General features: G+C 34.5%; 27 protein-coding genes. 19 read left to right on the top strand and 8 right to left on the bottom strand.

All coding sequences use genetic code 11. The features are described from left to right. Positions 1–148 precede the first annotated feature (148 nt). Positions 149–313 (bottom strand): hypothetical protein, encoded by a 165-nt coding sequence (locus M0R16_05550; GenBank protein MCK9612349.1) that lies wholly within the window; start codon positions 311–313, stop codon positions 149–151. 139 nt (positions 314–452) lie between these two features. On the opposite strand from M0R16_05550, the gene M0R16_05545 reads away from it, so the two are divergent. The 3 genes from M0R16_05545 to M0R16_05535 all read left to right on the top strand — a co-directional run bounded on the left by M0R16_05545 (position 453) and on the right by M0R16_05535 (position 2,489). Then, complete coding sequence (locus M0R16_05545; GenBank protein MCK9612348.1) at positions 453–1,439, top strand: homocysteine S-methyltransferase family protein; 987 nt, start codon at positions 453–455, stop codon at positions 1,437–1,439. 358 nt (positions 1,440–1,797) lie between these two features. Beyond that, the gene (locus M0R16_05540; GenBank protein ID MCK9612347.1) at positions 1,798–2,064 is read left to right on the top strand and encodes a hypothetical protein; all 267 of its coding nucleotides are present in this window, start codon (positions 1,798–1,800) and stop codon (positions 2,062–2,064) included. Between the two features lie 11 nt (positions 2,065–2,075). Beyond that, the gene (locus M0R16_05535) at positions 2,076–2,489 is read left to right on the top strand and encodes a hypothetical protein (GenBank protein MCK9612346.1); all 414 of its coding nucleotides are present in this window, start codon (positions 2,076–2,078) and stop codon (positions 2,487–2,489) included. 343 nt (positions 2,490–2,832) lie between these two features. Here the strand turns inward: M0R16_05535 and M0R16_05530 are convergent, their stop codons facing one another. The 6 genes from M0R16_05530 to M0R16_05505 all read right to left on the bottom strand — a co-directional run bounded on the left by M0R16_05530 (position 2,833) and on the right by M0R16_05505 (position 9,188). Beyond that, on the bottom strand, positions 2,833–3,852 hold the full coding sequence (locus M0R16_05530) for a gliding motility-associated C-terminal domain-containing protein (GenBank protein MCK9612345.1): 1,020 nt from the start codon (positions 3,850–3,852) through the stop codon (positions 2,833–2,835). Next, positions 3,853–4,578, bottom strand: a complete 726-nt coding sequence (locus tag M0R16_05525) for a T9SS type A sorting domain-containing protein (protein ID MCK9612344.1) — start codon at positions 4,576–4,578, stop codon at positions 3,853–3,855. A 25-nt stretch (positions 4,579–4,603) separates the two neighbouring features. Next, complete coding sequence (locus M0R16_05520) at positions 4,604–5,632, bottom strand: gliding motility-associated C-terminal domain-containing protein (protein MCK9612343.1); 1,029 nt, start codon at positions 5,630–5,632, stop codon at positions 4,604–4,606. 175 nt (positions 5,633–5,807) lie between these two features. Next, positions 5,808–6,557 carry a T9SS type A sorting domain-containing protein gene (locus M0R16_05515; protein ID MCK9612342.1) on the bottom strand — a complete coding sequence of 250 codons (750 nt, stop codon included), beginning with the start codon at positions 6,555–6,557 and terminating at the stop codon, positions 5,808–5,810. 8 nt (positions 6,558–6,565) lie between these two features. Next, entirely contained in the window at positions 6,566–7,852 is a 1,287-nt protein-coding gene (locus tag M0R16_05510) for a gliding motility-associated C-terminal domain-containing protein (protein ID MCK9612341.1), read from the bottom strand. Between the two features lie 58 nt (positions 7,853–7,910). Beyond that, positions 7,911–9,188 carry a T9SS type A sorting domain-containing protein gene (locus M0R16_05505; protein ID MCK9612340.1) on the bottom strand — a complete coding sequence of 426 codons (1,278 nt, stop codon included), beginning with the start codon at positions 9,186–9,188 and terminating at the stop codon, positions 7,911–7,913. Positions 9,189–10,531: 1,343 nt separating this feature from the next. Between M0R16_05505 and M0R16_05500 the strand changes: the two genes are divergently transcribed. From M0R16_05500 to M0R16_05425, 16 genes are all read left to right on the top strand, one after another. Further along, a complete protein-coding gene (locus M0R16_05500) occupies positions 10,532–11,419 on the top strand; it encodes a T9SS type A sorting domain-containing protein (GenBank protein ID MCK9612339.1) in 888 nt (295 codons plus the stop codon). Positions 11,420–11,634: 215 nt separating this feature from the next. Continuing rightward, entirely contained in the window at positions 11,635–12,063 is a 429-nt protein-coding gene (locus tag M0R16_05495) for a DUF3788 domain-containing protein (protein MCK9612338.1), read from the top strand. A gap of 53 nt (positions 12,064–12,116) precedes the next feature. Further along, positions 12,117–12,167 carry a GrpB family protein gene (locus tag M0R16_05490; GenBank protein MCK9612337.1) on the top strand — a complete coding sequence of 17 codons (51 nt, stop codon included), beginning with the start codon at positions 12,117–12,119 and terminating at the stop codon, positions 12,165–12,167. A 17-nt stretch (positions 12,168–12,184) separates the two neighbouring features. Beyond that, positions 12,185–12,763 carry an SH3 domain-containing protein gene (locus M0R16_05485; protein ID MCK9612336.1) on the top strand — a complete coding sequence of 193 codons (579 nt, stop codon included), beginning with the start codon at positions 12,185–12,187 and terminating at the stop codon, positions 12,761–12,763. 185 nt (positions 12,764–12,948) lie between these two features. After that, positions 12,949–13,500 carry an ORF6N domain-containing protein gene (locus M0R16_05480; protein MCK9612335.1) on the top strand — a complete coding sequence of 184 codons (552 nt, stop codon included), beginning with the start codon at positions 12,949–12,951 and terminating at the stop codon, positions 13,498–13,500. Between the two features lie 9 nt (positions 13,501–13,509). Next, complete coding sequence (locus M0R16_05475) at positions 13,510–13,662, top strand: hypothetical protein (protein MCK9612334.1); 153 nt, start codon at positions 13,510–13,512, stop codon at positions 13,660–13,662. Positions 13,663–14,214: 552 nt separating this feature from the next. Next, positions 14,215–14,910 (top strand): T9SS type A sorting domain-containing protein, encoded by a 696-nt coding sequence (locus tag M0R16_05470; GenBank protein ID MCK9612333.1) that lies wholly within the window; start codon positions 14,215–14,217, stop codon positions 14,908–14,910. Continuing rightward, positions 14,911–15,114 (top strand): hypothetical protein, encoded by a 204-nt coding sequence (locus M0R16_05465; GenBank protein MCK9612332.1) that lies wholly within the window; start codon positions 14,911–14,913, stop codon positions 15,112–15,114. Positions 15,115–15,159: 45 nt separating this feature from the next. After that, complete coding sequence (locus M0R16_05460) at positions 15,160–15,414, top strand: hypothetical protein (GenBank protein ID MCK9612331.1); 255 nt, start codon at positions 15,160–15,162, stop codon at positions 15,412–15,414. Further along, a complete protein-coding gene (locus M0R16_05455) occupies positions 15,393–15,860 on the top strand; it encodes a hypothetical protein (GenBank protein MCK9612330.1) in 468 nt (155 codons plus the stop codon). The genes M0R16_05460 and M0R16_05455 overlap by 22 nt, the downstream gene beginning before the upstream one ends. Positions 15,861–16,107: 247 nt before the next feature. Continuing rightward, positions 16,108–16,881: a class I SAM-dependent methyltransferase gene (locus M0R16_05450; GenBank protein ID MCK9612329.1), complete on the top strand. Its 774-nt coding sequence runs from the start codon at positions 16,108–16,110 to the stop codon at positions 16,879–16,881. Then, entirely contained in the window at positions 16,881–17,033 is a 153-nt protein-coding gene (locus tag M0R16_05445) for a hypothetical protein (protein MCK9612328.1), read from the top strand. Before M0R16_05450 ends, M0R16_05445 begins: the two co-directional genes overlap by 1 nt. 105 nt (positions 17,034–17,138) lie before the next feature. Beyond that, a complete protein-coding gene (locus M0R16_05440) occupies positions 17,139–17,810 on the top strand; it encodes a TylF/MycF family methyltransferase (protein MCK9612327.1) in 672 nt (223 codons plus the stop codon). A 101-nt stretch (positions 17,811–17,911) separates the two neighbouring features. Next, positions 17,912–18,700 carry a hypothetical protein gene (locus tag M0R16_05435; GenBank protein MCK9612326.1) on the top strand — a complete coding sequence of 263 codons (789 nt, stop codon included), beginning with the start codon at positions 17,912–17,914 and terminating at the stop codon, positions 18,698–18,700. A gap of 887 nt (positions 18,701–19,587) precedes the next feature. Continuing rightward, entirely contained in the window at positions 19,588–20,832 is a 1,245-nt protein-coding gene (locus M0R16_05430) for a T9SS type A sorting domain-containing protein (protein ID MCK9612325.1), read from the top strand. A gap of 114 nt (positions 20,833–20,946) precedes the next feature. Next, entirely contained in the window at positions 20,947–21,165 is a 219-nt protein-coding gene (locus tag M0R16_05425; GenBank protein MCK9612324.1) for a hypothetical protein, read from the top strand. Positions 21,166–21,174: 9 nt separating this feature from the next. Here the strand turns inward: M0R16_05425 and M0R16_05420 are convergent, their stop codons facing one another. Then, on the bottom strand, positions 21,175–22,500 hold the full coding sequence (locus M0R16_05420) for a hypothetical protein (GenBank protein MCK9612323.1): 1,326 nt from the start codon (positions 22,498–22,500) through the stop codon (positions 21,175–21,177). Positions 22,501–22,584 lie beyond the last annotated feature (84 nt).

Below are 22,584 nucleotides of genomic sequence, written 5' to 3'. Positions count from 1 at the left end.
AAAATAAACAAACCGCTAGCTAGGAGTCCGTTTTAACTTTTAAAATAATTTCGGCTTCAAATTTACATTAAAATAAAAAGTATCGGACGCTTCGGCAAAAAAAAATGCATTACCCCGCTTTGTTATTCATTCAGGCAGTGTAAAAGCTTTATTTCTTTTTGGTAATTTTTATCATGGCCTGAGAATAATGATATATGGCTCCGTTGCCCATTTCGCAAAAGCCTCCCTGCGGTATCCAGCCTTTTTCAATTAAGTTGTTTACCTGTTTAATCAAATCCTCAAAACGTGATGATGTTAAAACTGTGTACGTCATAATATTATATTTTACGGTTGTTTGTATTTGATATAAAGATAAAAATTCTTTTAATCAAGCCGGACTTTGAAAGAAATATTTTTTGTGTGGTTTTTTTTTCGAAATTTACATAATTGTTGCTGTTATAAACTCAAAAAGGTTGGATATAATTGAAATATTAAAAGAACGCATTATGGTTCTTGACGGGGCAATGGGAACCATGATACAAAAATACAGTCTCTCTGAAAGTGATTTCCGTGGCCGCAGGTTTGCTTCCCATCCGTATAAAATTAAAGGCTGCAATGATATTCTTAACCTCACACAGCCATCCATTATAAGCCAGATACATGCAGAGTATCTTTCTGCCGGGGCAGATATCATTGAAACAAACACCTTCAATGCGCAGTCCGTTTCTCTTTCGGATTACGGGCTGGAAACTTATGCTTATGAAATAAATCATGAAGCCGCAAGGCTCGCAAGGGCTGCTGCCGATGAATATTTTGAACGCGACCCGATGTGGTACCGTTTTGTGGCGGGCTGCATTGGCCCGACAAATAGGTCTGCTTCTGTGCCGCAGGATGTTAACAACCCAAATTTCAGATTTATTTCCTATGACGAACTTGTAAATAAATATGCCGTTCAGATTGAAGGGCTTATGGATGGCCGCGTTGATATGTTGTTGGTTGAAACCGTATTTGACATTCTGAACGCCATGGCTGCTCTGGATGCGATAAGCCAAGTTTTTGAGAAAAAGAAAAGACATCTGCCCGTAATGGTCTCTGTTACCATTTCAAATGAAAGTGGTTGTCTTCTTTCCGGGCAAAATATTGAGAAGTTTCTTGTTTCCGTTTCTCATTTTTCCCCTCTTTCTGTAGGAATAAATTGTTCTCCCGGGGCATTGCAGATGAAGCCTTTTGTTGAAATGATAGCGGCTAAAGCTCCTTATTTTGTGAGTATTTATCCGGGCGCAGGGCTTCCTGATCAGTCCGGCGAGCATAAAGAAACTGCCGAACAGATGGCCGCTATCGTTGAGAAATATATGAGCGAAGGGCTGGTGAATATTGCAGGCGGTTGCTGCGGAACCACACCAGAATACATCACCTTGTTAGCCCAAAAAGCCAGGAAGTATAAGCCACGCAAGTTTTAGCAAATTATCAACCCCAGATTTGCCATTAAAAATATTATAAGCTAATTACAAGTTCGACAGGTTATGTTGCTCAAAAAAATGAAAGGCCTATGAAATCAACACTTACAGACCTTTTTTGTAGCGGGAATAAAAACAAACACCATAATATTTACCGTCAGAAAAAACAATAGTTAGGTTTTTTATTTTTCACTAAAATACAAAACATTTATCTGATAATTAATTTTAATAAATTATATTTGTAAATAAAAAAACTATTTGTTGTCGTTTGTAAGCATTTGTAAATGAACTTACGGCAACACAATAGTTGGCATTCATGCTAAAAAGACACTGCATTAATTGAAAAATACTATACAATAAAATGAAAAAAACATATTTGATATCCTATGATATGGCTGAAGGAGGAAATTATGACGAACTCTTCAAAGCCATTAAGGATTATGGAACATGGGCTCATATTACAGAATCATTATGGGCTGTTAAAACAGAACAATCTGCGACTGAGATTAGAGAAAATCTCGGACAATTTTTTCCAAAAGGTAGCAGGATTTTTATAATTAAATCTGGAGTTGAAGCTGCATGGAGAAACGTGATTTGCAGAAATGAATGGTTAAAAGATAATCTTTAAAATCTGACGACATGGAAAATTCAGCTAAATTACAATCCACCGAGTCAGAAGTTAAAGAAGGTAAAGTTATTGAGACAACTAGACCAAGCCAAGAAAATCTTTCTGACGAGAAACTCAAAATAAAACGACACAAATTTGATTCATTAACAATTTATGAGGTTAGTGAATCAGAACTTGAAATTATTGAGAAAGGTTCACCTTCTTCAATTTATTTAAATTTTGCTATATTCTTGATTTCAGTAGCAGCATCCTTTCTTGTTTCTCTGCTGACAAGTGATTACACAAATAAACAAAATACATTTATCGTATTTCTTGTAATTACGATAGTTGGTTTTATGATCGGAATATTTCTGATAATACTTTGGTTGCGAACAAAAAATGACTTTGACCAAACGATAAAAAAGATAAAAGATAGAGTGAGTTAAAAGCACGAAATGCCAACACATGGTATAGTGCATGCGGGTTTCAGTGGTTTTTGAAAGTTTGTGGCTCGTAAAAAAGCTTGTTGTAACTTGATAAATTTTCGCCTCGTACTCCCGCACGACACCATACCGGCAAACCGTTACCAACAAGGCGAAGAAAACTTCTTCATGGAAACGTAAACAGTGAATAATGAGGGGACAAAAATAAAAAACAGCCACCGCACATTTAGCACATTTGCAAGTCGCACCAGCTACCCCACAACCAAAACTTGCAAAAGAGCTAAATCTTGCTTACCCGTCTGTCATCACAAATTCATAATAGTAATTTCTACGTTCCACTCTCCTCTCACCTCACCAGCGTCACATTCCCTTTCCTGCTCGTTTCCGTTCCATCCTCAAACACTATCGTGGCGTGGTACACATACACATCCACGCTGCATGGCTTGCCTTTGTAATTTCCATCCCAGCCATCATTTTTGTTTTGACTTTCAAACACCTTCTCTCCCCAGCGGTTATAAATACTGAAATTTAATTCTTTTATATGTTCGCTGCGCACATAAAGCACATCATTGTTGCCGTCGCCGTTAGGTGAAAAAATATTGGGTATATACACCACAGGTTCCGGCTCTGCCGGAGGTATGGTATCTGCGCAGGGGCAAAGCGAGAAGTTGTCAAAAAAATAATAAGAACGGTCTGCTGCCGGATTTCCGTAATAAATTTTATTTATTTCATTTTCTTGTTTAAAAGTACCAACAGTAATGAATTTCTCTTCACCTGTGGCAATGAATGTACCTGATATTTTTGCCCAGTTACTTGTATCTGAAATTATACGTCCAGTTGGGTTGTTTATTTGTGCAGGAAAATACAAGGCCATGGTACCATTACTCTTTGGAAGAGTATCAGAAAAGAAAATGCTTAAAGCATCTATTGCACATAAAGGAAATGTAGATGAGCTAGTGAAATTAAAGAGTTTGACCCAGAACTCACAATAATAACACATATTAGCTAAGAGCGGTTCTGTTAATGTGCCTTGAAGGTATTCTCTATTAGACCATGGAGCATTATAATTATAGCTGCATATTCCTGCATAACCATTTCCAAAAAATGCATGTTGAAAATAAACAAAGGTAGAATAATCAGTAATTGAATCTATTCCACAAATATTAAAATAATCGGAAGTACTATTATTAAATATTGGTTGTGTCCAATTATTTGCACAATCTATCATGGTCATATTTGTTGGGCAGCAGGTGTATTCTTCCAATCCAGGATTTTTAATTAAATTAGTAAAAATGCATTGGCATTTCCCATAATAGGGAAATGCCAATGCCAAAGAAATAACCAATATAACTTGTTTAATAACCATTTATCTGCTTATTACAAAACGTCCTTTGTCTGTTATTTCTTGATTAAAAGTACGTAAAATTTGATAAAAATACAAACCGTTATTTAACCGACTTACATCAATTACTGTATTTTTTTGCAGACTAACTTCTTTTAGTTTTACGCCCAAAGAGTTTAAAATAAGAAAATTTAGTTTTTCATCGCCTGTTGCTTTTATCTCAATAAATAGCTTGTCGTTCGCGGGATTCGGATAAACTTTTGCTGTAATTTCAGAACTGCTGTTTGTATCATTTTCTTGTTCTAAACTTTTTGGATTTACAACAGATTCAGTATAACCAACAATGGCCCTGGCAGTGTAAACAGCATCGCCGTTAACAAAAGGCGAAGAAGACGCAAGAATTTCCAAATCTTCAATAATATTTTGTGGAATTTCTTTTTGTGTCACAATATAATCAAAGTAAACCGCATTTACCCATTTTCGATACTGCTCTATACTATTTACTGGCGCAGTTTGATTATTTAATAGGGAAGCATTATTAATATCTCCTACTTCGATTTTCCTGTATATTTCATCATACTTGCCGATATTACTGTTTTTTAAATCATAATAATACTGCCCGGTTTGAGCATTTAAAGATAAAGCATTCGCATCAAGAATGTGGTAAGCATATTGTTTTTCAAAATACTTGAAAGAACCATCCAATTCATTATAATTATTCGTTTCATTAATAGTAGTAATAATCAACATTTAATTTCTATTTTCACTTATTTTTTCACCTCACCAGCGTCACATTCCCTTTCCTGCTCGTTTCCGTCCCATCTTCAAATATTATTGTGGCATGGTACACATAAACATCCGCGCTGCATGGCTTGCCTTTGTAGTTTCCATCCCAGCCATCATTTTGGCTTTCGCTTTCAAAAACCTTCTCTCCCCAGCGGTTATACACCGCAAGGTGCAAGGTTTCTATATTTTCTCCCCTCACGCGAAACACGTCGTTCTGCCCGTCAGCGTTAGGTGAAAAAATATTGGGTATGAATGTATTATTGACACAATTCTCGTAATTAATAGCGATCGTATCAGAGAATGATACACAATTTTGCGTAACGACTACCCAGTAGATACCTTCGTGAAAAACGGAATAAGTAGGGTATAAAGAGTTATCTTGCCACAAATATGTTGCATTAGGGGTTGTTGCGTTAAGCATTAAAATATTGCCATCACACAAAATCGTATCCTTGCCTATATTAATTGAATTATTAATCTTATTACCACAAACGTACACTCCAGCTAGATCGGGTAATCCAATTGTATTTTTAAAAATGATTTCTATTCCTTTAACGGTATCTGAATTTGTCAAACCAAAGTTCAAAGCAAAGTCAAGAAGAAGTATAAAACGTTTATCTTCCTGAACTCCTTCAGTACAGTCAGCCCATAAGTTATGACATAGTGTATCACAGATTTGTATCCATTCACTAGTATCTACATTATAGGGGACGGAGTACAGGTTGTTGGTCAGTAATAACTTTACTTGATAATTACTAGGATGATAACCGGTTTCTAATAGTAGCTTACTACCAATAGTATCTAACCAAGTATTTATGAATAGACCTCTCATGGTGTCATTATTGTTTAAGTTCACCCAAATCGAATCATCAGGGGGGCCAGTAACAAATTCAGGTTCACAACCATAGGGATGCTCTGCAGAGATAAGGTAATCAAGTATTACATAACCCCCTAGTGTCTGGTTAAATCCACTTAATGCACTGATCCATAACAAAAAAATTAATACGATTTTCTTCATAGAAATTATTAATTGTAGAGATCAATTAACATAACAAGATATTGCAAAATCAGAAGTAGTCTTATAAATATATCCTCTGAATTTGGTTTTTAATTCATTGTAAAACATTGACTGATACCCCGATGGGCATCAGCCAATGTTAATGCGACAAGTAATACAAGACCTTTTACTTTCATTACCTGCTTATGATGAATTTACCCTTGTTAATTGATATTAGCGAAAGGCGGGCATCATACCAGTAAGCACCCTGATTGAAGTCGCTGATATCAATCTTCATCTTACCATTAGAAATTAATACCTCTTTCTTTTTATATCCCAATACATTATAGATCGTAAATAACACAGGTTCCCTTATTTCTCCAGTGACTTCTACAATAATAAAATCGCTGGTAGGATTGGGATAAACATGAACCAATACTGGGTTATTTGTAACAATTTCATCCTGCGGGTTATCCTGTTCCATATTCTTGTTGTTTAGTTCAGGTTCTGTATAACCCACTATTGCCCTTGCAGTATAGACTGCATCCCCATTGACAAACGGTGACGATGAAGCAAGTGTTTCCAATTCATCAATTGTGGTTTGCGGTATGCTTCTTTGCGGAGCAACATAATCAAGATAAACTCCATTTACCCACTTCCGGTTAACTTCAATTTGATTGGTCGGAACAATGGAATTATTTGCTATTAACGCACTATTAAATTGATTACGGTCAATCATTTGATAAATTTTATTAAACTTTCCGATATTCCCGTTTTCAAGAGTTTCAAAGAAATTTTCAACAGATGAATTATTGATGTTGATTTCGGATGATAGTACATCATAGGCATATTGTTTTTCGAAATACTTGAAAGAACCATCCAATTCATTATAATTATTCGTTTCATTTATAATAGTAATAATCAACTTTTTAATTTCTATTTTCACTTATTCTCTCACCTCACCAGCGTCACATTCCCTTTCCTGCTCGTTTCCGTTCCATCTTCAAATACTATCGTGGCGTGGTACACATACACATTCGCGCTGCATGGCTTGCCTTTGTAATTTCCATCCCAGCCATCATTTTTGTTTTGACTTTCAAACACCTTCTCACCCCAGCGGTTATACACCGCAAGGTGCAAGGTTTCTATGTTTTCGCCCCGCACCCGAAACACGTCGTTCTGCCCGTCGCCATTGGGTGAGAAAATATTAGGTAGGTATAGCACCCGGTTTGCTCCGGTATCCGGGGGCGGCGTGCTACAGTCAATTACAGTAATGGTTACCTCATCCGAAGTATAATATGAGCTGTAGTAATTTTGCATTAGCTGATAAGTAGTAGTTACATCAGGTTTGGCAAAAGGATTTTGCACGTTCGAATCGCTTAATCCTGTTGCCGGCGACCAAAAAAAATGGTAACCCGCCAACGTATCATTTATGCCAAGCCTTATGCTGTCGCCCCGGCAAATTGTGGTGTCGTTACCTGCAACGGCTTGCCTGATATTGCTGTCGCATTCTATTACCGTAACCATATCAATATGGTAGTAGGAATTAGTACCATACGTGCTGATGTCCGGCAGCCACACAAAATTGGTGTTGGAATCCGTTTTGAAATTTCCGATAGTCATAAACTGCTCGCCGCCCTGTGCGGTAAACTGCCCCAAAACCTGCTGCCATTGGTTGCGTTTGTCGTAAAAGTAGCCCGGAGGGCTTACTACCTGTGGATTTTCTAATAAATAGCATGGTGGATTCGGAGGGTAATTATGCCCCAAAAGCGAATCAATAGTAAAACAGGCACCGATTTGATCTATTGCAATATAACAAGTATCCATTATTGTAATGAAAAAGCTGACGCAATATTCATGCCCGCTGATAAGAGGCATTTTAAGCTTAACCTCCAGATAGTTTCTTAACCCTTCATTAACGCTGTATGTAAATGGGCATACTCCCGATTGAGCTATACCATCATAAGGCCATGTATAGCTCCACGGATTCTGAGGTACAACATACCAACTGTGAACATAGTTTAGGTTTGAGTTATAGTAATAGTGGTACCCGCAGTCAACAGGTATAAACCAATGAGTTGGGTAATAATAATCAGTGTAAACTGTTGAATCAAAAGGATTGTATAACCTAATAGAATCGTATTCTTCAAAGCTATGGTTAGGTACATAATTAAATTGCGCCATTAAATCACTTTGTGAAAAAAAACACAATGCCAGTATCGTTAGAAATATCCTTTTCATTGCTTTAATAAAAGGTGTGTTTGTAATAATTAGCTACAATTTCTACAAATATTATAAATCACTTAATTATTACCAATTTGCCGGCTTTAACAATATTGTTGTTTTTAACAAAGCGGTATAAATAAATACCCTGCCCCAGTTCGCGTGTGCTGATTGTTAGCTGCTGGTTTGCTGTAATATAATTTGTAATCAGTTTTTTACCCGGCAAATCATATACTTCAAACAATAATTCATCCGTAATGTTTTCGGTATTTGTGTAAGAAATGCTTAATTGGTCTTTGGCAGGATTTGGATACAGTTTAATTTGCATATCCGCATTATCGTTGATGGTATTAATGGAGCTGCTGCAGTCTATTACGCTGACAGTAACAGTATCGTAGGTGGCATTGGCACCGAAATATGTTTGGGTTAGGGTGTAAGTGGTGGTTTGCGCTGGTGATGCTATGGGGTTTTGCACCCAGGGGTCGTTAAGCCCGCTTTCGGGCAGCCAGTGAAACTCATACTCGCTTAGCGTGGTATCCTGCTGCCCCAGCATAATGCTATCGCCTTTGCATATAGAATCCTTATTGCCTGCAAAGGCATCTATAATTATTACATTGGTATCGCATTCCATTACTGTTACCATATCAAGTAAGAAATATGCCCATGGATTAATTACGTTATTAGTATCAGGCATCCATGTATAATTCGTATTCTGGTCACTATTAAAGTTACCTATAGTAAGATACTTTTCGCCACCTGAGGCAACAAATGAACCGGCTATTCTATACCATTTATCAGGTAAATCAAAAAATGTTTCAGGGCTGTTTTTAACTTGTGGATTTTCTAATAATAAACAAGGCCCAGGATTATTTGAATAATACAAAACAGAATCGCAGCTGAAATATGCTCCTATTTTATCGATTGTGATATCACTTGAATCAGCTAATGTAATGTAAAAACTTACACAATAGCGCTTATTTTGTTTAAGGGTATCTTTTAATTGTATCTCATGATAATTTCTATATTCACTTGTGTGAATAACAAATAAATTCATAGCTGCATATGCGTTACCATCATACGGGTATGTGTATGTCCAAGGATTTTGAGGTACACCCCAAAACAGACTTACATTATTTAATAATGCATTAAAATAAGTCATATTGCCACAAGAAACTGGCAAGAACCAATATTTAGGAATATAATAGTAACTATGAATAGTTGAGTCAGATAAGTATAAAGGAATAGAATCATATTCCTCAAAGCTCGGGTTTGGTACATAATTATACTGGGCAATGGTATTTTTACATGTAAAATAGAATAAGACAATAATAAAAAATATTAGTTTGTTCATCATGGTCGTTAAACTATTTTAATATTACCAATTTACCTGATTTTATAATGATATTATCATTTATAAACCGGTATAGATAAATTGATGCAAAAACATTCATTATAATGATAAGAATTCTTATCCTATAAGAAGAAATTGACCGAAGAAATTTTGTAAAATTTGATTTTATTTTTTTCTGATTATAAATTACTGGTACATCAAAAATAAATAAAATAAATGAAATTAGCAATTTTTTAATTTTTCGAGTGATTGCATTAAATAGTGTCTGAGTGGAAATCCAGTGTTTGAATCGAAAAGTTCAGTTTCGAGGCTTGCCCGACTGTCCTAGAAAACTGGTGGATCAGTCGGGTCTGCCCGACCGAGCCTATACCTCATTTTAATATTATTCGAATAGGGCTTCAGCCTTTTTACAAATTCTTAAGTTGAAGCATATGCTTACGGGGATAGGCGGAGAAAAAAATGGAATTTTCGTTCAGACATTACATAAAAATATCTGATCGCAATAATACAATCTCTAACAGCCTAACAGCTTACAAATACAGGAAGATTTTAATAAAAGGGCTCTTTACTCTTCACTATTATACAAACACAGAAGCCTTTTTTCTTTTTATTAATTTCTGAATATTACAGAGATAAATACAAAAAAGATATCGTAATAGATATAAATGACAAACAATGGGAAAGACTGGATTTTTTTATTACCGCATGGGATGAGTACTTCAAACAATTAGATACTCAACCTGGAAGAAAATTCAAAAATAATGATTGGTTTGACTTATTAAACTTAGTTTATGTACAACCTGAATTTAAGTATTGGACAAGCGAAAAAAGAAGTTGGGCAAAAATTCTAAAGGAAAACAGTGCCTTCAAACCTTATATATTTAATAATAGTTAACTTGAATGTTGATAAAAGAATACGCCCAGTTGGTAACAGGCGGTTGCTGCGGAACCACACCAGAATACATCACCTTGTTAGCCCAAAAAGCCAGGAAGCATAAGCCGCGTAAGTTTTAGCAAATTATCAAACCCAGATTTGCCATTAAAAATATTATAAGCTAATTACAAGTTCGACAGGTTATGTTGCTCAAAAAAATGAAAGGCCTGTGAAATCAACACTTACAGACCTTTTTTGTAGCGGGAATAAAAACAAACACCATAATATTTACCGTCAGAAAAAACAATAGTTAGGTTTTTTATTTTTCACTAAAATACAAAACATTTATCTGATTATTAATTTTAATAAATTATATTTGTAATAAAAAAACTATTTGTTGTCGTTTGTAAGTATTTGTAAATGAACTTGCGGCAAAACAATAGTTACTAGCCATTATAAAGAACCTTAAATCATGAAAAAACTATTTATCATTTCTTTCTTTTTGACAGTAACCGCAGGGACAACAATAGGGCAACCATATAAATCAATATTTGGACAAACACAAACATCATGGAATGTTGCTTTTCATACAATGCCTGACTGGGTAGAAACAGATTCTCTCGTTGTATCTTCTGACACGATGATTAATGGACAATATTACAAAGCTGTAAATGGACAGCATGGTTTTGATGGATTCATCAGGGAGGATACTATAACTGGCAGAGTATGGTATTTAAGTAGCTATGAAACTGACGAGAATTTGGTTATGGACTTAAGTCTTAACATTGGCGATACTTTTATTGTTAAACATCAATTGTATCATGATTCCATAGCAATTGTAGATTCTGTAATGTTTGAAAGTGGCAATAAAATTTTGATACTATCTTCAAGCAACTATTATCTTATACTTGGAACTGGCGAACACTTTAGGTTTATCGAGGGTATTGGTCCAGACATCGGAATTATATTTCAGAGATATCAGAGCACGACATTTGGTGGAGAAGGCACGCTTCTTTTATGTGCACACAAAGATTATTTTCAAACCTATACCAACACCAGTCCGTATTTTAATGGCCAATGTTACATTCATTTTGGCGGAATAGAAGAAGATGAAACAGAGGATGTATTTCTGTATATATTTCCAAATCCGACAAATGACAAAATCCAAATTGATTATAAGGGAGTCCTACCCTATTCTATTGAAATTCTGGATTATCTTGGAAAATATATTTCATCAAAGACAGATATTAAATTCTCGCCGATTGACTTTGATATGACTGAATATCCTCACGGAATTTATTTATTAAAAGTCAAAGGAAATGATGGAAAATATGCAACTGGAAGAGTTTTAAAGTTATAACGTTTGTGAACGAAACAACAGAATAATGAATTAATAACGGCTGGTAACAGGGGCTTTGCCTCAGGCGGAATGCGGGAAAAACTTGAAACATATGGAAAATTAATTAATTTTATGGACGGGTTGACACGGCGGGAATGTTCAAGTTCCGCCCGCTGCAAAGCCCCGGAACGTTATGTGCTATGTAATACATTCTACAATATTTAATTATTCATAAAATGATGGAAGAAATTTTGTTAAGAGATTCAAGTATATTTCCAACAAAAGAAGTTCTGGAAAATGCCCTTGGAGATGATATTTATAAAGTTTTTAATGAGTTTATTGAAATTATTACTGATACCGATTTGGGATTAACACTCGAATGGAGATATTATAATGATGGAAAATCATGGCTATGTAAAGTCTGCTATAAAAAGAAAACTGTATTTTGGTTATCAATTTGGAACCTGTATTTCAAATTAGGATTCTATTTTACTGAAAAAAATTGTTCAGGAGTCAATGAACTCAACATTGATGAGAGAATTAAAGAAGAATTTAGTCAAAGTAAAAATATTGGCAAATTGATTCCTTTAGTAATTAATATGAATAGAATTGAACAGATTGATGATGCTAAAAAAATAATAAAATATAAAAAATTACTAAAATAATAAACACATAAAACAATAAAATAATAAAAATTGACCATATTGGAAGTACGGCAATTCCTGGATTAAAAGCAAAACCAACGATTGATATCTTGATGCAGGTTTAACAACATTATCTTTCAAATTGGTTGATTATTTTGCTCCACATTATGTTTATTGTAAATACGAATTTCAAAAAATTAAAGTAGATGAGTTTAAAGATAAGGTAAAGAACATAGATGATTATTTTAAGAATGACGATCTACAAAGCGTTTATGCTGTTTACAAAGCAATTTACGATGCTGATAATTATAATGCTTCGGCTGCATTTAATCTGGCTTATTTATACGACATGACCGGTGATGCTGAAAATTGCCTTAACTATATGGAAATTGCCAATCAGATTGATGCTAAAAAATACGGAAAACATTATACGAATGCTAAGAAAAGCCTAGAAATGTGGAAGACACTTCAAAGTATGGGTGTAACTTTTGAGAAGTATGACTTCCAGACATCAGCAACGGCTTTAGCTGAAAAAATAACAACCAAAGGCAAGGATTCCGACAGGATTGATGTTTATACAGAACCCGACCCAAACACAGCAGTAGTAGCAAAAATACCTGGGGGAAAAGAATTTGTGGTTCTTGAAAAGAAAGGCGATTGGTCATGTTTGCAATTATTGGGCGGTAAAAAGGGTTGGATAAATAAAGTAAACTGTAAATAGTAACTATTATCGGATTTTTTAAAACTCCTGCTAAATAAGTTAGTAGGAGTTTTTTATTATAAAATCTCGCACCGTAATAAATTTTGAAAATAGTTTTAGTATAAATTATTTTTAAGAAAAGTTTCAAAAATGTTTCAGCATATTTTATTTTATATCTTTGAGATAGAATTTATACATGATAAATTATGACAGCAATTATCAGACTTGAAGAAGTAGAAAGTAAAATTATCGAAATTAGAAATCAGAAAGTTCTTTTAGACAGTGATGTTGCTGAACTTTATGGTGTAGAAACCAAAAGAGTTAATGAAGCTGTTAGTAATAATCCGGATAAATTCCCTGATGGGTATATTATTGTTTTGACTAATAATGAATGGAATACATTGAAGTCGAAATTTTCGACTTCAATAAAAGGTGGAAAAACCAAACTTCCTAAAGCTTTTACCGAAAGGGGTTTATATATGCTTGCAACAATAATGAAAAGTAATAAAGCGACTCAAACAACTCTAACCATTATTGAGACCTTTGCAAAAATAAAAGAACTGACACGGAACGTCAAAAAACTTTCGGAAATTAAAGATGATAAAAATAAAAAAAATCTGTTACAGAAAAGCGGTGAAATAATTGCAGAGATTTTGGATAATGACCTTGACCTAAATGAAACTGAAACATCTATTGAATTAAATTTTGCAGTGTTAAAATTCAAACACACCATTAAAAAGAAAAAAGACGCAAAATAATTTATTCAATTGAAATTCTTAGAAAAAGAAGACAGCAAGCCCACAGCCAAGCACATTGACAGGTCTCACCTGACAACGCTGAAACCCAAACCTGCCACCTGCCTACCCATTAAAGGGCTTGTAGGCGGCAGGCAGGGAGCTTGTCTTTATTACCAACCCTGACTATACCGACACTAAAAAACTAAATTCTTTAAAGACTGAATAAAGGAAAGACTAAATTGAAAAATTATCTCAAACCATTGACAGATAAGAACGCCCAGTTGGTAACAGGCGGTTGCTGCGGAACCACACCAGAATACACCACCCTATTGGCCGAAAAGGCCAGAAAGCATAAGCCGCGTAAGTTTTAGCAAATTATCAACCCCAGATTTGCCATTAAGAATATTATGAGCTAATTACAAGTTCGACAGGTTATGTTGCTCAAAAAAATGAAAGGCCTGTGAAATCAACACTTACAGACCTTTTTTGTGGCGGGAATAAAAACAAACACCATAATATTTACCGTCAGAAAAAACAATAGTTAGGTTTTTTATTTTTCACTAAAAATACAAAACATTTATCTGATAATTAATTTTAATAAATTATATTTGTAAATAAAAAAACTATTTGTTGTCGTTTGTAAGTATTTGTAAATGAACTTGCGGCAAAACAATCGTTAGCGTTCATTGAAAAAAAGACATATATAATTACCAGTAAATAATAAAAACTAAAGAAATGAAAAAAATATTTATTGCACTTTTCATGTTTGTGAGTATTTCTGCTTTTTCACAGCAATATGATATGCTTTTCGCCACAGTTAAACATGATACCGTAACTATATTAGACAGTAATGCATTTCGAAATTGTGTAGCAGAAATGAATATTTGGCATTATTATATCGACAACAATCAAATAAAACTTTATGAAACAGATACAATGTATGACTTAGCGACATGCAGCTGTCTGTTGGATTTTAAAGTAACGATTGCAGGACTGACTAATGCAAACTATGTTGCAGAAATTTATCAATTTTATTCTGCGATGCCTCAAGATACCACCTATATTGGGTCTGTAAATTTTACAATAAGTAATAAAAATACAAAAGACACATCATATATTATAAACGAATACGTAAATCCTTGCCATTACTTAAATGGCATTTCAGAAATGGAAAATGAGACTGGCATAGGTTTATTTCCTAACCCAACGACTAACGAAGTTACAATAAAATATGCTTTACCGCTGGGTGTAAATAATGGTGTAATAGTTTTTTACAATTTACAAGGTAACGAGATAAAGCGTTTTACGATAGACAGAACATTTACAACGCTGCTCATCTCGACAGAAGACATTGCCTCGGGTATGTATTACTGCCAGTTACAGACGACAGGGCAAAAGAGCGTCTGCAAAAAATTGATTGTGATAAAATAAATGATGAAGGAAATCCAACGAAACGCTAACAGGGGCTTTGCACCAGGCGGAATGCGGGAAAAACTTGAAACGCATGGAAAATTAACTAATTTTATGGAAGGGTTGACACGGCAGGAATATTCAAGTTCCGCCCGCTGCAAAGCCCCGGAACGTTATATGCAACCAAAGGAAACGGAAGAAAGAATTACTTTGCTAAATAATTAAAAATTTAAAAAGTGCGGAGTCAGCACGATAAACTCTGACAAAATTATGATGAAAAATTTTACTAAATTAGTATTTGTGTTCATCATCGTTGGGGCTACATCAATACATACGGTTCAAAGTCAGGAGTTTTCAATTTCAGGAAGTTCTAATAACTCTATTTCGGGCGGTGTGGCATTTGACGGGACATCAGAACGTGCAGTGTCCTTCAGACACACCCGTTTGACGCCCCGCCATGCAGCAGCACCGGTTCGTTATAATGCATTAAAAAAACAAAAAATATGTCAGGACAAATTAGATTAACATTGACCGTTTTGTTCGCATTGATAGGTTCGTTCGCATGGACACAGAATAAAATCAACTATTCAGACATAAAGAAACAAACCATACACTTCAAATGTTATGACACAAATCTTGACTCGGTAAACCTGACACTTAAATGTTTATTAGCCATTGACACATCTACAATTTCGAGCGGACTTGACGAATATTATTATGACTTGGGCATGACATATTATGTAAAATCTGAAATGTATGAGGAATCTGAGCTTCGTGACTTGACTATTTCTACTTTTAAAAAGTGCGTTTCGACAAATAAGAAAAGAGGCGACGCCTATCACAATCTCAGTTTAATTTATTACCTTCATGGACAAAATGACCTTGCGAAAAAGTATTTGAAGCTTTATAAAAAATACACAGACAAGAAATATTGGGACAAAGAATTTATTGAAAAAATTGAAAAACTATAAGATTAACGCATTATAACTTTGTGTCGGCAAGTCCGCCTGACAGGACGGGCAGGCATCCAGACACTTCGTGTGCGGGACAGGTCGGTGGGGCGGGACATTTGGACAAGAACGTTCTTTTAATAAACTTTGGGCTGGTGGAACAGGAAACGTTTAAAAATCGCCGCCGACTTGCCATATCTGTTCGTTAGCGGCAAGCATGTGACAGCATATTGAATTGACAGATAATAAAATTTAAACAAGACAGTTTATGAGCAATGCAAAACAAACGATACACGAATTCGACTTGAATGTTATATATGATTATTTTTTGAACACAGAACGGCAAGGTCCAGGAAGTCCCGAAATAACGCTCAAAGCATTGAGTTTTATAGACGGTCTTACTGAAAAATCCAAAATTGCCGATATTGGCTGCGGAACAGGTGGCCAAACAATGGTACTGGCGAAAAACACAGCGGGCGAAATTACCGGTGTTGATGCTTGCCCCGATTTTATAAATAAATTCAACCAAAATGCCCAAACCAAAAATCTTCAGGATAGAGTTAAAGGTATTATCGGGAATATGGAAAAACTACCGTTTCAGGAAGATGAATTGGACTTGATTTGGTCGGAAGGTGCAATTTATAACATTGGATTTGAACAAGGGCTGAAGGAATGGCGGAAATTTCTGAAAAAGGGCGGATATATTGCAATTACAGAAAATACTTGGTTTAGCGAAGAACGGCCCGCCGAAATTCAGGATTTTTGGCAAAAAGCCTATCCCGAGATTGACACAATATCTAACAAGGTTGCTCAAATGCAAAAAGAAGGTTATCTTCCGGTTGCTACTTTTGTCGTGCCCAATACTATCTGGACGGACTATTATGCTCAGCAACCACAAATGCAGGAATCTTTTCTGAAAAAATATAAAGGTAATAAATCCGCAGAAGAATTTATAGGCTATCAGCGTTATGAGGCAGAGTTATATCGGAAATACCATAAATATTATGGGTATGTGTTTTATATCGGGAAAAGAATCAAATAATGCCAGTTGCTAACTTTGTGTCGGCAAGCCCGCCTGACCGGACGGGCAGGCATCCCGACACTTCGTGTGCGGGACAGGTCGGCGGGGCGGGACATTTGGACAAGAACGTTCTTATAATTAACTTTGGGCTGGTGGAACAGGAAACGGTTTAAAAATCGCCGCCAAAATACCAGCCGTTAGCGTTATGCGGCAACTATTCAAGATCATACAATTATGCAATAAATAAGATTTTACTTATATATTATTTGGTAGAAATCATGAATTTTAAAAGATCAATCCTTGGTATTGTTGACTCTATTTTATCTAGAAAACGCTTTTATCTGATGAGATCTCTTGTTTTAAGAGATAAACTAAAAACGTTGCCAAATTCTCTTGATTATGTTAGATACTTTATGTTAGAGCTTTGTTATGAAGAAATTATAGCTAATAACGTGAAAGGAAACACTGCAGAGCTTGGTGTATATAAAGGAGATTTTTCAAGGCAAATAAATTATTTGTTTTCTGACAGAAAAATCTATTTGTTTGATACTTTTAAAGGATTTGATACCAAAGATATTCGAATTGATCAGGAAAATGAATTTTCATATGGCAATCAGGATTTCTCAGACACAAGTGTAGATGCAGTAATGAAAAAAATGCCATATCCTGATAATTGCATAATTAAAAAAGGATTTTTCCCGGAAACGGCTTTCGGAATTTCTGATTCTTTTTGTTTTGTGAGCATTGATGCAGATTTGTTTAAACCAATATACGAAGGCTTGAATTTTTTTTATCCATTATTGGAAAAAGGGGGGTACATTTTTGTTCATGATTATAATAATAATTTATATAAAGGAGCCAAGCAAGCCGTTTTGAAATTTTGTAAAGAAAATAATATATCATTTATACCAATACCTGATACGTGTGGAACTGTAATTATATTAAAATAGCTGCTGCCAAGCAGCAAAACGTTATGCGTCATGCCTCGCGACATCGGAACTTCAAACTGAGTAAAAGAAGTTAACTTTAACAACTAAAACATAAAAGACAAATGTTCAGGATAACGGTAAATTCAACTGTACTTTATGTAACTGCTTTCCTTGTTACGACTATTTTACATGAATCCTTTCATGCACTATTTGGAGTTTTATTTGACAGCCATCCAGTCTTGCATCACAATTATGTTGAGCACCTTAATAGCGAAACCATTACCAACTCTCAAAATATTGCAATTGCTCTTTCAGGTCCACTTTTTAGTTTGATGCAGGGCATAATTGCAGCGGGTATCTTTTTTAGAATGAAAAAATATGATTTGACACAGTTGTTAATAGCATGGGTTGCCATTCTTGGCTTTAATAATTTTCTTGGCTATTTATTGACCGGCCCATTATTCAAGGTTGGTGATATCGGCAAGGTATATCACATACTCGGGGCACCGCTTTATTTGCAAATAATACTTGCACTGATTGCGGCAGTTCTGCTGGTAAAAATTACATTGATGATGAGCAGGCCTTTTCTGGGATTTGCGACACACCAAGAATGGTTGCAGGTTGGAAGTTCTAGAAAAAAATACCTGTTTTACATAATTATTCTGCCATGGATTTTCGGTTCACTAATTATGACAGTACTTTATCTTCCTATAATTGCAATCATCAGTATTATTTATCCTTTAATGAGTGGTTTTGTTTTTATTGGTCCATGGCAAAATGGTGAGAGAATTACGGATGTAATGGCATCTAAGAGCACGGGCAACGAGAAAATAAGCGTTTACTATATTTCAATTTTAATTTTACTTTCAGTGTTTTTCAAATTGGTGCTACAGCCTGGAATAGTTCTTTAGTTATAACTAACAAGTATTGAACAAAACATCTTCGTAAAGAATGAAGCACGAACGCATAATCGAGTAGCCCGCCCCGCCAGTATGATTCGATAAGCTCATCAACCACCACTGACGGGGAGAGGCTCTCACATCCGCCAGTTGGCGGATACGTAAGGGTCTCGTATGCAGAGGTTCATTAAGATGTGGAGCAATTTTTCGTAACACTTGGTGGTTATACATTGAGTACAACAAAAATGTAAATAATACTCCCCCAAACAATACAAGCCTGTTAAAATAGTAGTATAAAAGCCATAATACCGATTTAAAAAATAATATAGTCCAAACTTCGCTTCACTCGTTTGTACTATTTATTTTAACTATCGGTATAACCCTGTCTGACTGTCGCAGACAGGCAGGCAAATTAGAAATATCAATACGTCCTATCGGACTATTTAATATTTCCAATTTGGTATAACCTCCACTGTAATTTTGCAATCAAATAATCGGACGTTTTTTTGATATTATGAAAGGCTTCAAGTTAATTATGATAAATATTATTCAATCTCAAAAGGCTTTGGTGGTTCTTTAAATTCAGGCAATCCCTTTAATTCATCAATTCTATCAACGAAGCCTACAGGAAATGAATAAATGATTACCGCAAAAACAGTTCTCGGTGGTGGTTTTACTTGGAAACCACTGTATTCCAAAATCATTAATGTTGTTCGATAATTATTGAAAACATCATTTATGCTATTTATTGTTTTTTTGCAAAAAATTAAATATATTTGTTGAAAAATATTGTTTATTGTCGTTTGTAAGCGTTTGTAAAGGGACATACAGCAACACAATCGTTACCGGCAATATAAGATCAATACAAAATAAAAGTCTAACATAAAATAAATCAAATTATGAGAACACATTTTTTCACCATTGCAATTGCACAGTTATTAATTTTTATTTCAATTAAAGCATTTCCACAATGGATTCCTTCTGATACTGGATTACCTGATGCAATTTCAGTGAAATATTTCCTAAAAGTAAACTCAAGAGTTTTAGCAGCAACTTCAAAAGGTATTTATGTCTCCGATGATGATGGTCATTCGTGGATACAAAAAAATAATGGATTGCATAAACTAAACGTAGCTAACATTCAGTACGAAGGTCCCGACCTTTATTTAATCGGCGGTGACAGTTTATACAAATCTACTGATAATGGAGATAATTGGATTTATATTAATGCGATGCCTTCGACATACTGCTATGAATTATTAGTTTTTTCTGACATAATCTTTACTTCCGTGGGCTCAAGTGTTCGTGCTTCATATGACCATGGTTTGACTTGGATTCCAAAAAATAATGGTCTACTTGAGACAGGTCATCTGGTAGCAATTACAGCATTAGACAGTATGCTTTTTGTTGGATTTAGCGATGGTGGTATTTGGTACTCAGTCGACACAGCAAACACATGGCAGCAAATAGACACTGGATTTATACCAAATGATAGTTATGTCTTTAATTTTGCAACGCAAAATCATAATCTTTTATGTGCAATTTGGAGCACATCAGGCTCGTTACTTCAATCAAATAATTATGGCCAATCATGGAATAATATAAGTTATTTTACATCAATGGAAGTAGAACAGGTTTATTGGTTTGGAAATGATATTTTTGTTGTTACGGATAATGGTTCTCCTGATTCTACAACGACAATATATCGTTCAAATGATAATGGTAGTAATTGGTATCCATACAATCAAGGAGTAAAAATACAATCATGGACTAGAACCTTTATCGTGGTAAATAATGATGTATTATGCGGCACTCAACCCATTGAACCTCATTATAACCAACCCCAATATGACAGTGTGGGTATCTGGAGGCGTTCTCTTACTCAAAGTGGTATTGAAAAAGAAATATCAGATGAAAATAGTATCCTTGTTTATCCAAATCCTGCAACAAACCATTTGTATATTGAAAATAAATCAAATGATAAATTGTTTTCTATTTACAACATTCAAGGCCAATTAATATTAAAAGGGTTGTTGCAACATGACATAAACAATATAAATATTACTGACTTGTCAGAGGGAGTTTATATCATTCATATGTTTGATAATTATTCAATTTTGACAAAAAGAATTTTAAAGAAATAGAATATATACTGCCGGTAACTTTGTGCTGCTTCAAGCGGGAAAACTGTCCTGCCGGGCATTTGGGCCTGCCCGACTGCGTCGTTCAGGCGGGCGTGACATCAAAGATGCCCCGCCATGCAGCAGCACATGTCCGTTATTTCTTTAGGAATAAATCCAAAATTCTATTTTAACCGCCATAAAATAATAGCTTATGGTTTAGGACAAATTTCATTTCCCAATAATATTGATGAAGATTATAGCAAGCTCCTCGTAAATCCAAGATACGTTTCCTTTGGGAAAGATAGTTTTGCCGAATTACTTTCATTATTAGAACAAGCAAAAGCCAAAATGTAAATATTAAATTTACATTTCCTCAACTATCCTTATCTCCTCATCAGTCAGCCCATAAAGCTGATATACCATGCTATCAATCTCTTTATCGGTTTTATCAATAACGGCTTTTATTTCCTGTGCTTTGGCTTTTTCTTTTTCAAAGTAATCAAGCCATTCGGCTTGTTCTGGTAAGGATAGTTTTATTTTTTGTTTTTCAAGTTCTTTGATGAAAGCTTTGAAATCAAGTTCTGTCCAATCGGCAAGTTTGTTGGTTATGTTAAGGTCGGTGTATTTTGAGGATAACAACTTGGTGAATCTTATTTTTAATTCTTGCAGTTCTTTATTTAATGAAAGCATGATGTCTGCTTTTTCAATAAAGGGTGCTTGTTCTATGATTGTGATATTTTTTAATGGAAACTCTTTAAGCCAGTGTATTCTTATCTGAGGAAAGGTTTCTTTTTTTGAAAATGAATTTGACTTTAATAAAAAATCAGCAGTACTGGAATTTAGAATAGCTAAAATAAACTCAAGTGAAAATTTTGTTTCATCATTTACACCAAAACTAAATAAACTTTGTTCATAGTATATTTTGTTTTTATCAATAGTAGCAACTATTTCATTGCCTGTTTTTCTTACAAGAATTTTATTACGTTGAAACATTGATTCATCTCTTAAGCGAATATCTGAAGCATTATGCCTTTCTATCTCTTCTTTATTTCTGCAACAATAGATACCGCCCCAATTATAGATGTATTTTTCAATGTCCTTTCCGATTAACATAGGATAAAATGTATTATCAAATCTGGAACATTGAAAAGCAAAATCTTTTGCATCACCAACTATTTTTATACCATCACTCCAAATTCCAATTTGATCAAGAGTAATTGAATTTGTGTTTATTTTACTTGTTATATGAACAGAAACACTATTAATATATAATGGTATAACATAAGAGTTTTTATCAATCGAAGAATAACCTATAAAATCAATATCTGCATTATCATTCAATAAATGAGTTTCATGCAAATACTTAATTTCATTATTACTTTTTCCAACACTAATTGAAAATATTATAGTGTCAACTGAAGCATCCTCAAAAACATTTTTGCCAAGGAAAACAATAACACTAAGTTCAAAGTTACTTAAAACCAATTTTCTTAGTTTTGTAGCTTGTATTATTGAAAGCCATGTTTGAGGTGTGATAAGAGAAATAAAAGATTTGTTATGATTGCTAATTATTAGACACTTTTCTATAAATAACTGGTATAATTCAAATTTACCTTCATAGGAAATATAGTGATGTCTTACGTATTCTTTTGAAGTATTGTAAGCTTCCCTTTTTTTCGGGCCATTCAATCTTAGAGTTTCAAAAATACATTTTTTTCATTTAATACCATCATCGGTGTTTTATATCCCAAAGACTTGTGAGGTCTTTTGTAA

The sequence above is a fragment of the Bacteroidales bacterium genome, assembly GCA_023228145.1.
Lineage (GTDB): Bacteria > Bacteroidota > Bacteroidia > Bacteroidales > CAIWKO01 > CAIWKO01.
Note: the sequence above shows the minus strand (reverse complement) of the source record. Positions and strands in the feature narration are given on the sequence as shown.

What these genes read in the sequence shown, in the direction of transcription:
- M0R16_05520 (MCK9612343.1), bottom strand. Translation starts at nt 5,632, where the DNA reads ATGAAGAAAATCGTATTAATTTTTTTGTTATGGATCAGTGCATTAAGT.
- M0R16_05530 (MCK9612345.1), bottom strand. Translation starts at nt 3,852, where the DNA reads ATGGTTATTAAACAAGTTATATTGGTTATTTCTTTGGCATTGGCATTT.
- M0R16_05460 (MCK9612331.1), top strand. Translation starts at nt 15,160, where the DNA reads ATGATGAAAAATTTTACTAAATTAGTATTTGTGTTCATCATCGTTGGG.
- M0R16_05525 (MCK9612344.1), bottom strand. Translation starts at nt 4,578, where the DNA reads ATGTTGATTATTACTACTATTAATGAAACGAATAATTATAATGAATTG.
- M0R16_05535 (MCK9612346.1), top strand. Translation starts at nt 2,076, where the DNA reads ATGGAAAATTCAGCTAAATTACAATCCACCGAGTCAGAAGTTAAAGAA.
- M0R16_05495 (MCK9612338.1), top strand. Translation starts at nt 11,635, where the DNA reads ATGATGGAAGAAATTTTGTTAAGAGATTCAAGTATATTTCCAACAAAA.
- M0R16_05470 (MCK9612333.1), top strand. Translation starts at nt 14,215, where the DNA reads ATGAAAAAAATATTTATTGCACTTTTCATGTTTGTGAGTATTTCTGCT.
- M0R16_05455 (MCK9612330.1), top strand. Translation starts at nt 15,393, where the DNA reads ATGTCAGGACAAATTAGATTAACATTGACCGTTTTGTTCGCATTGATA.
- M0R16_05430 (MCK9612325.1), top strand. Translation starts at nt 19,588, where the DNA reads ATGAGAACACATTTTTTCACCATTGCAATTGCACAGTTATTAATTTTT.
- M0R16_05480 (MCK9612335.1), top strand. Translation starts at nt 12,949, where the DNA reads ATGACAGCAATTATCAGACTTGAAGAAGTAGAAAGTAAAATTATCGAA.
- M0R16_05450 (MCK9612329.1), top strand. Translation starts at nt 16,108, where the DNA reads ATGAGCAATGCAAAACAAACGATACACGAATTCGACTTGAATGTTATA.
- M0R16_05465 (MCK9612332.1), top strand. Translation starts at nt 14,911, where the DNA reads ATGATGAAGGAAATCCAACGAAACGCTAACAGGGGCTTTGCACCAGGC.
- M0R16_05425 (MCK9612324.1), top strand. Translation starts at nt 20,947, where the DNA reads ATGCAGCAGCACATGTCCGTTATTTCTTTAGGAATAAATCCAAAATTC.
- M0R16_05550 (MCK9612349.1), bottom strand. Translation starts at nt 313, where the DNA reads ATGACGTACACAGTTTTAACATCATCACGTTTTGAGGATTTGATTAAA.
- M0R16_05505 (MCK9612340.1), bottom strand. Translation starts at nt 9,188, where the DNA reads ATGATGAACAAACTAATATTTTTTATTATTGTCTTATTCTATTTTACA.
- M0R16_05445 (MCK9612328.1), top strand. Translation starts at nt 16,881, where the DNA reads ATGCCAGTTGCTAACTTTGTGTCGGCAAGCCCGCCTGACCGGACGGGC.
- M0R16_05510 (MCK9612341.1), bottom strand. Translation starts at nt 7,852, where the DNA reads ATGAAAAGGATATTTCTAACGATACTGGCATTGTGTTTTTTTTCACAA.
- M0R16_05540 (MCK9612347.1), top strand. Translation starts at nt 1,798, where the DNA reads ATGAAAAAAACATATTTGATATCCTATGATATGGCTGAAGGAGGAAAT.
- M0R16_05500 (MCK9612339.1), top strand. Translation starts at nt 10,532, where the DNA reads ATGAAAAAACTATTTATCATTTCTTTCTTTTTGACAGTAACCGCAGGG.
- M0R16_05440 (MCK9612327.1), top strand. Translation starts at nt 17,139, where the DNA reads ATGAATTTTAAAAGATCAATCCTTGGTATTGTTGACTCTATTTTATCT.
- M0R16_05435 (MCK9612326.1), top strand. Translation starts at nt 17,912, where the DNA reads ATGTTCAGGATAACGGTAAATTCAACTGTACTTTATGTAACTGCTTTC.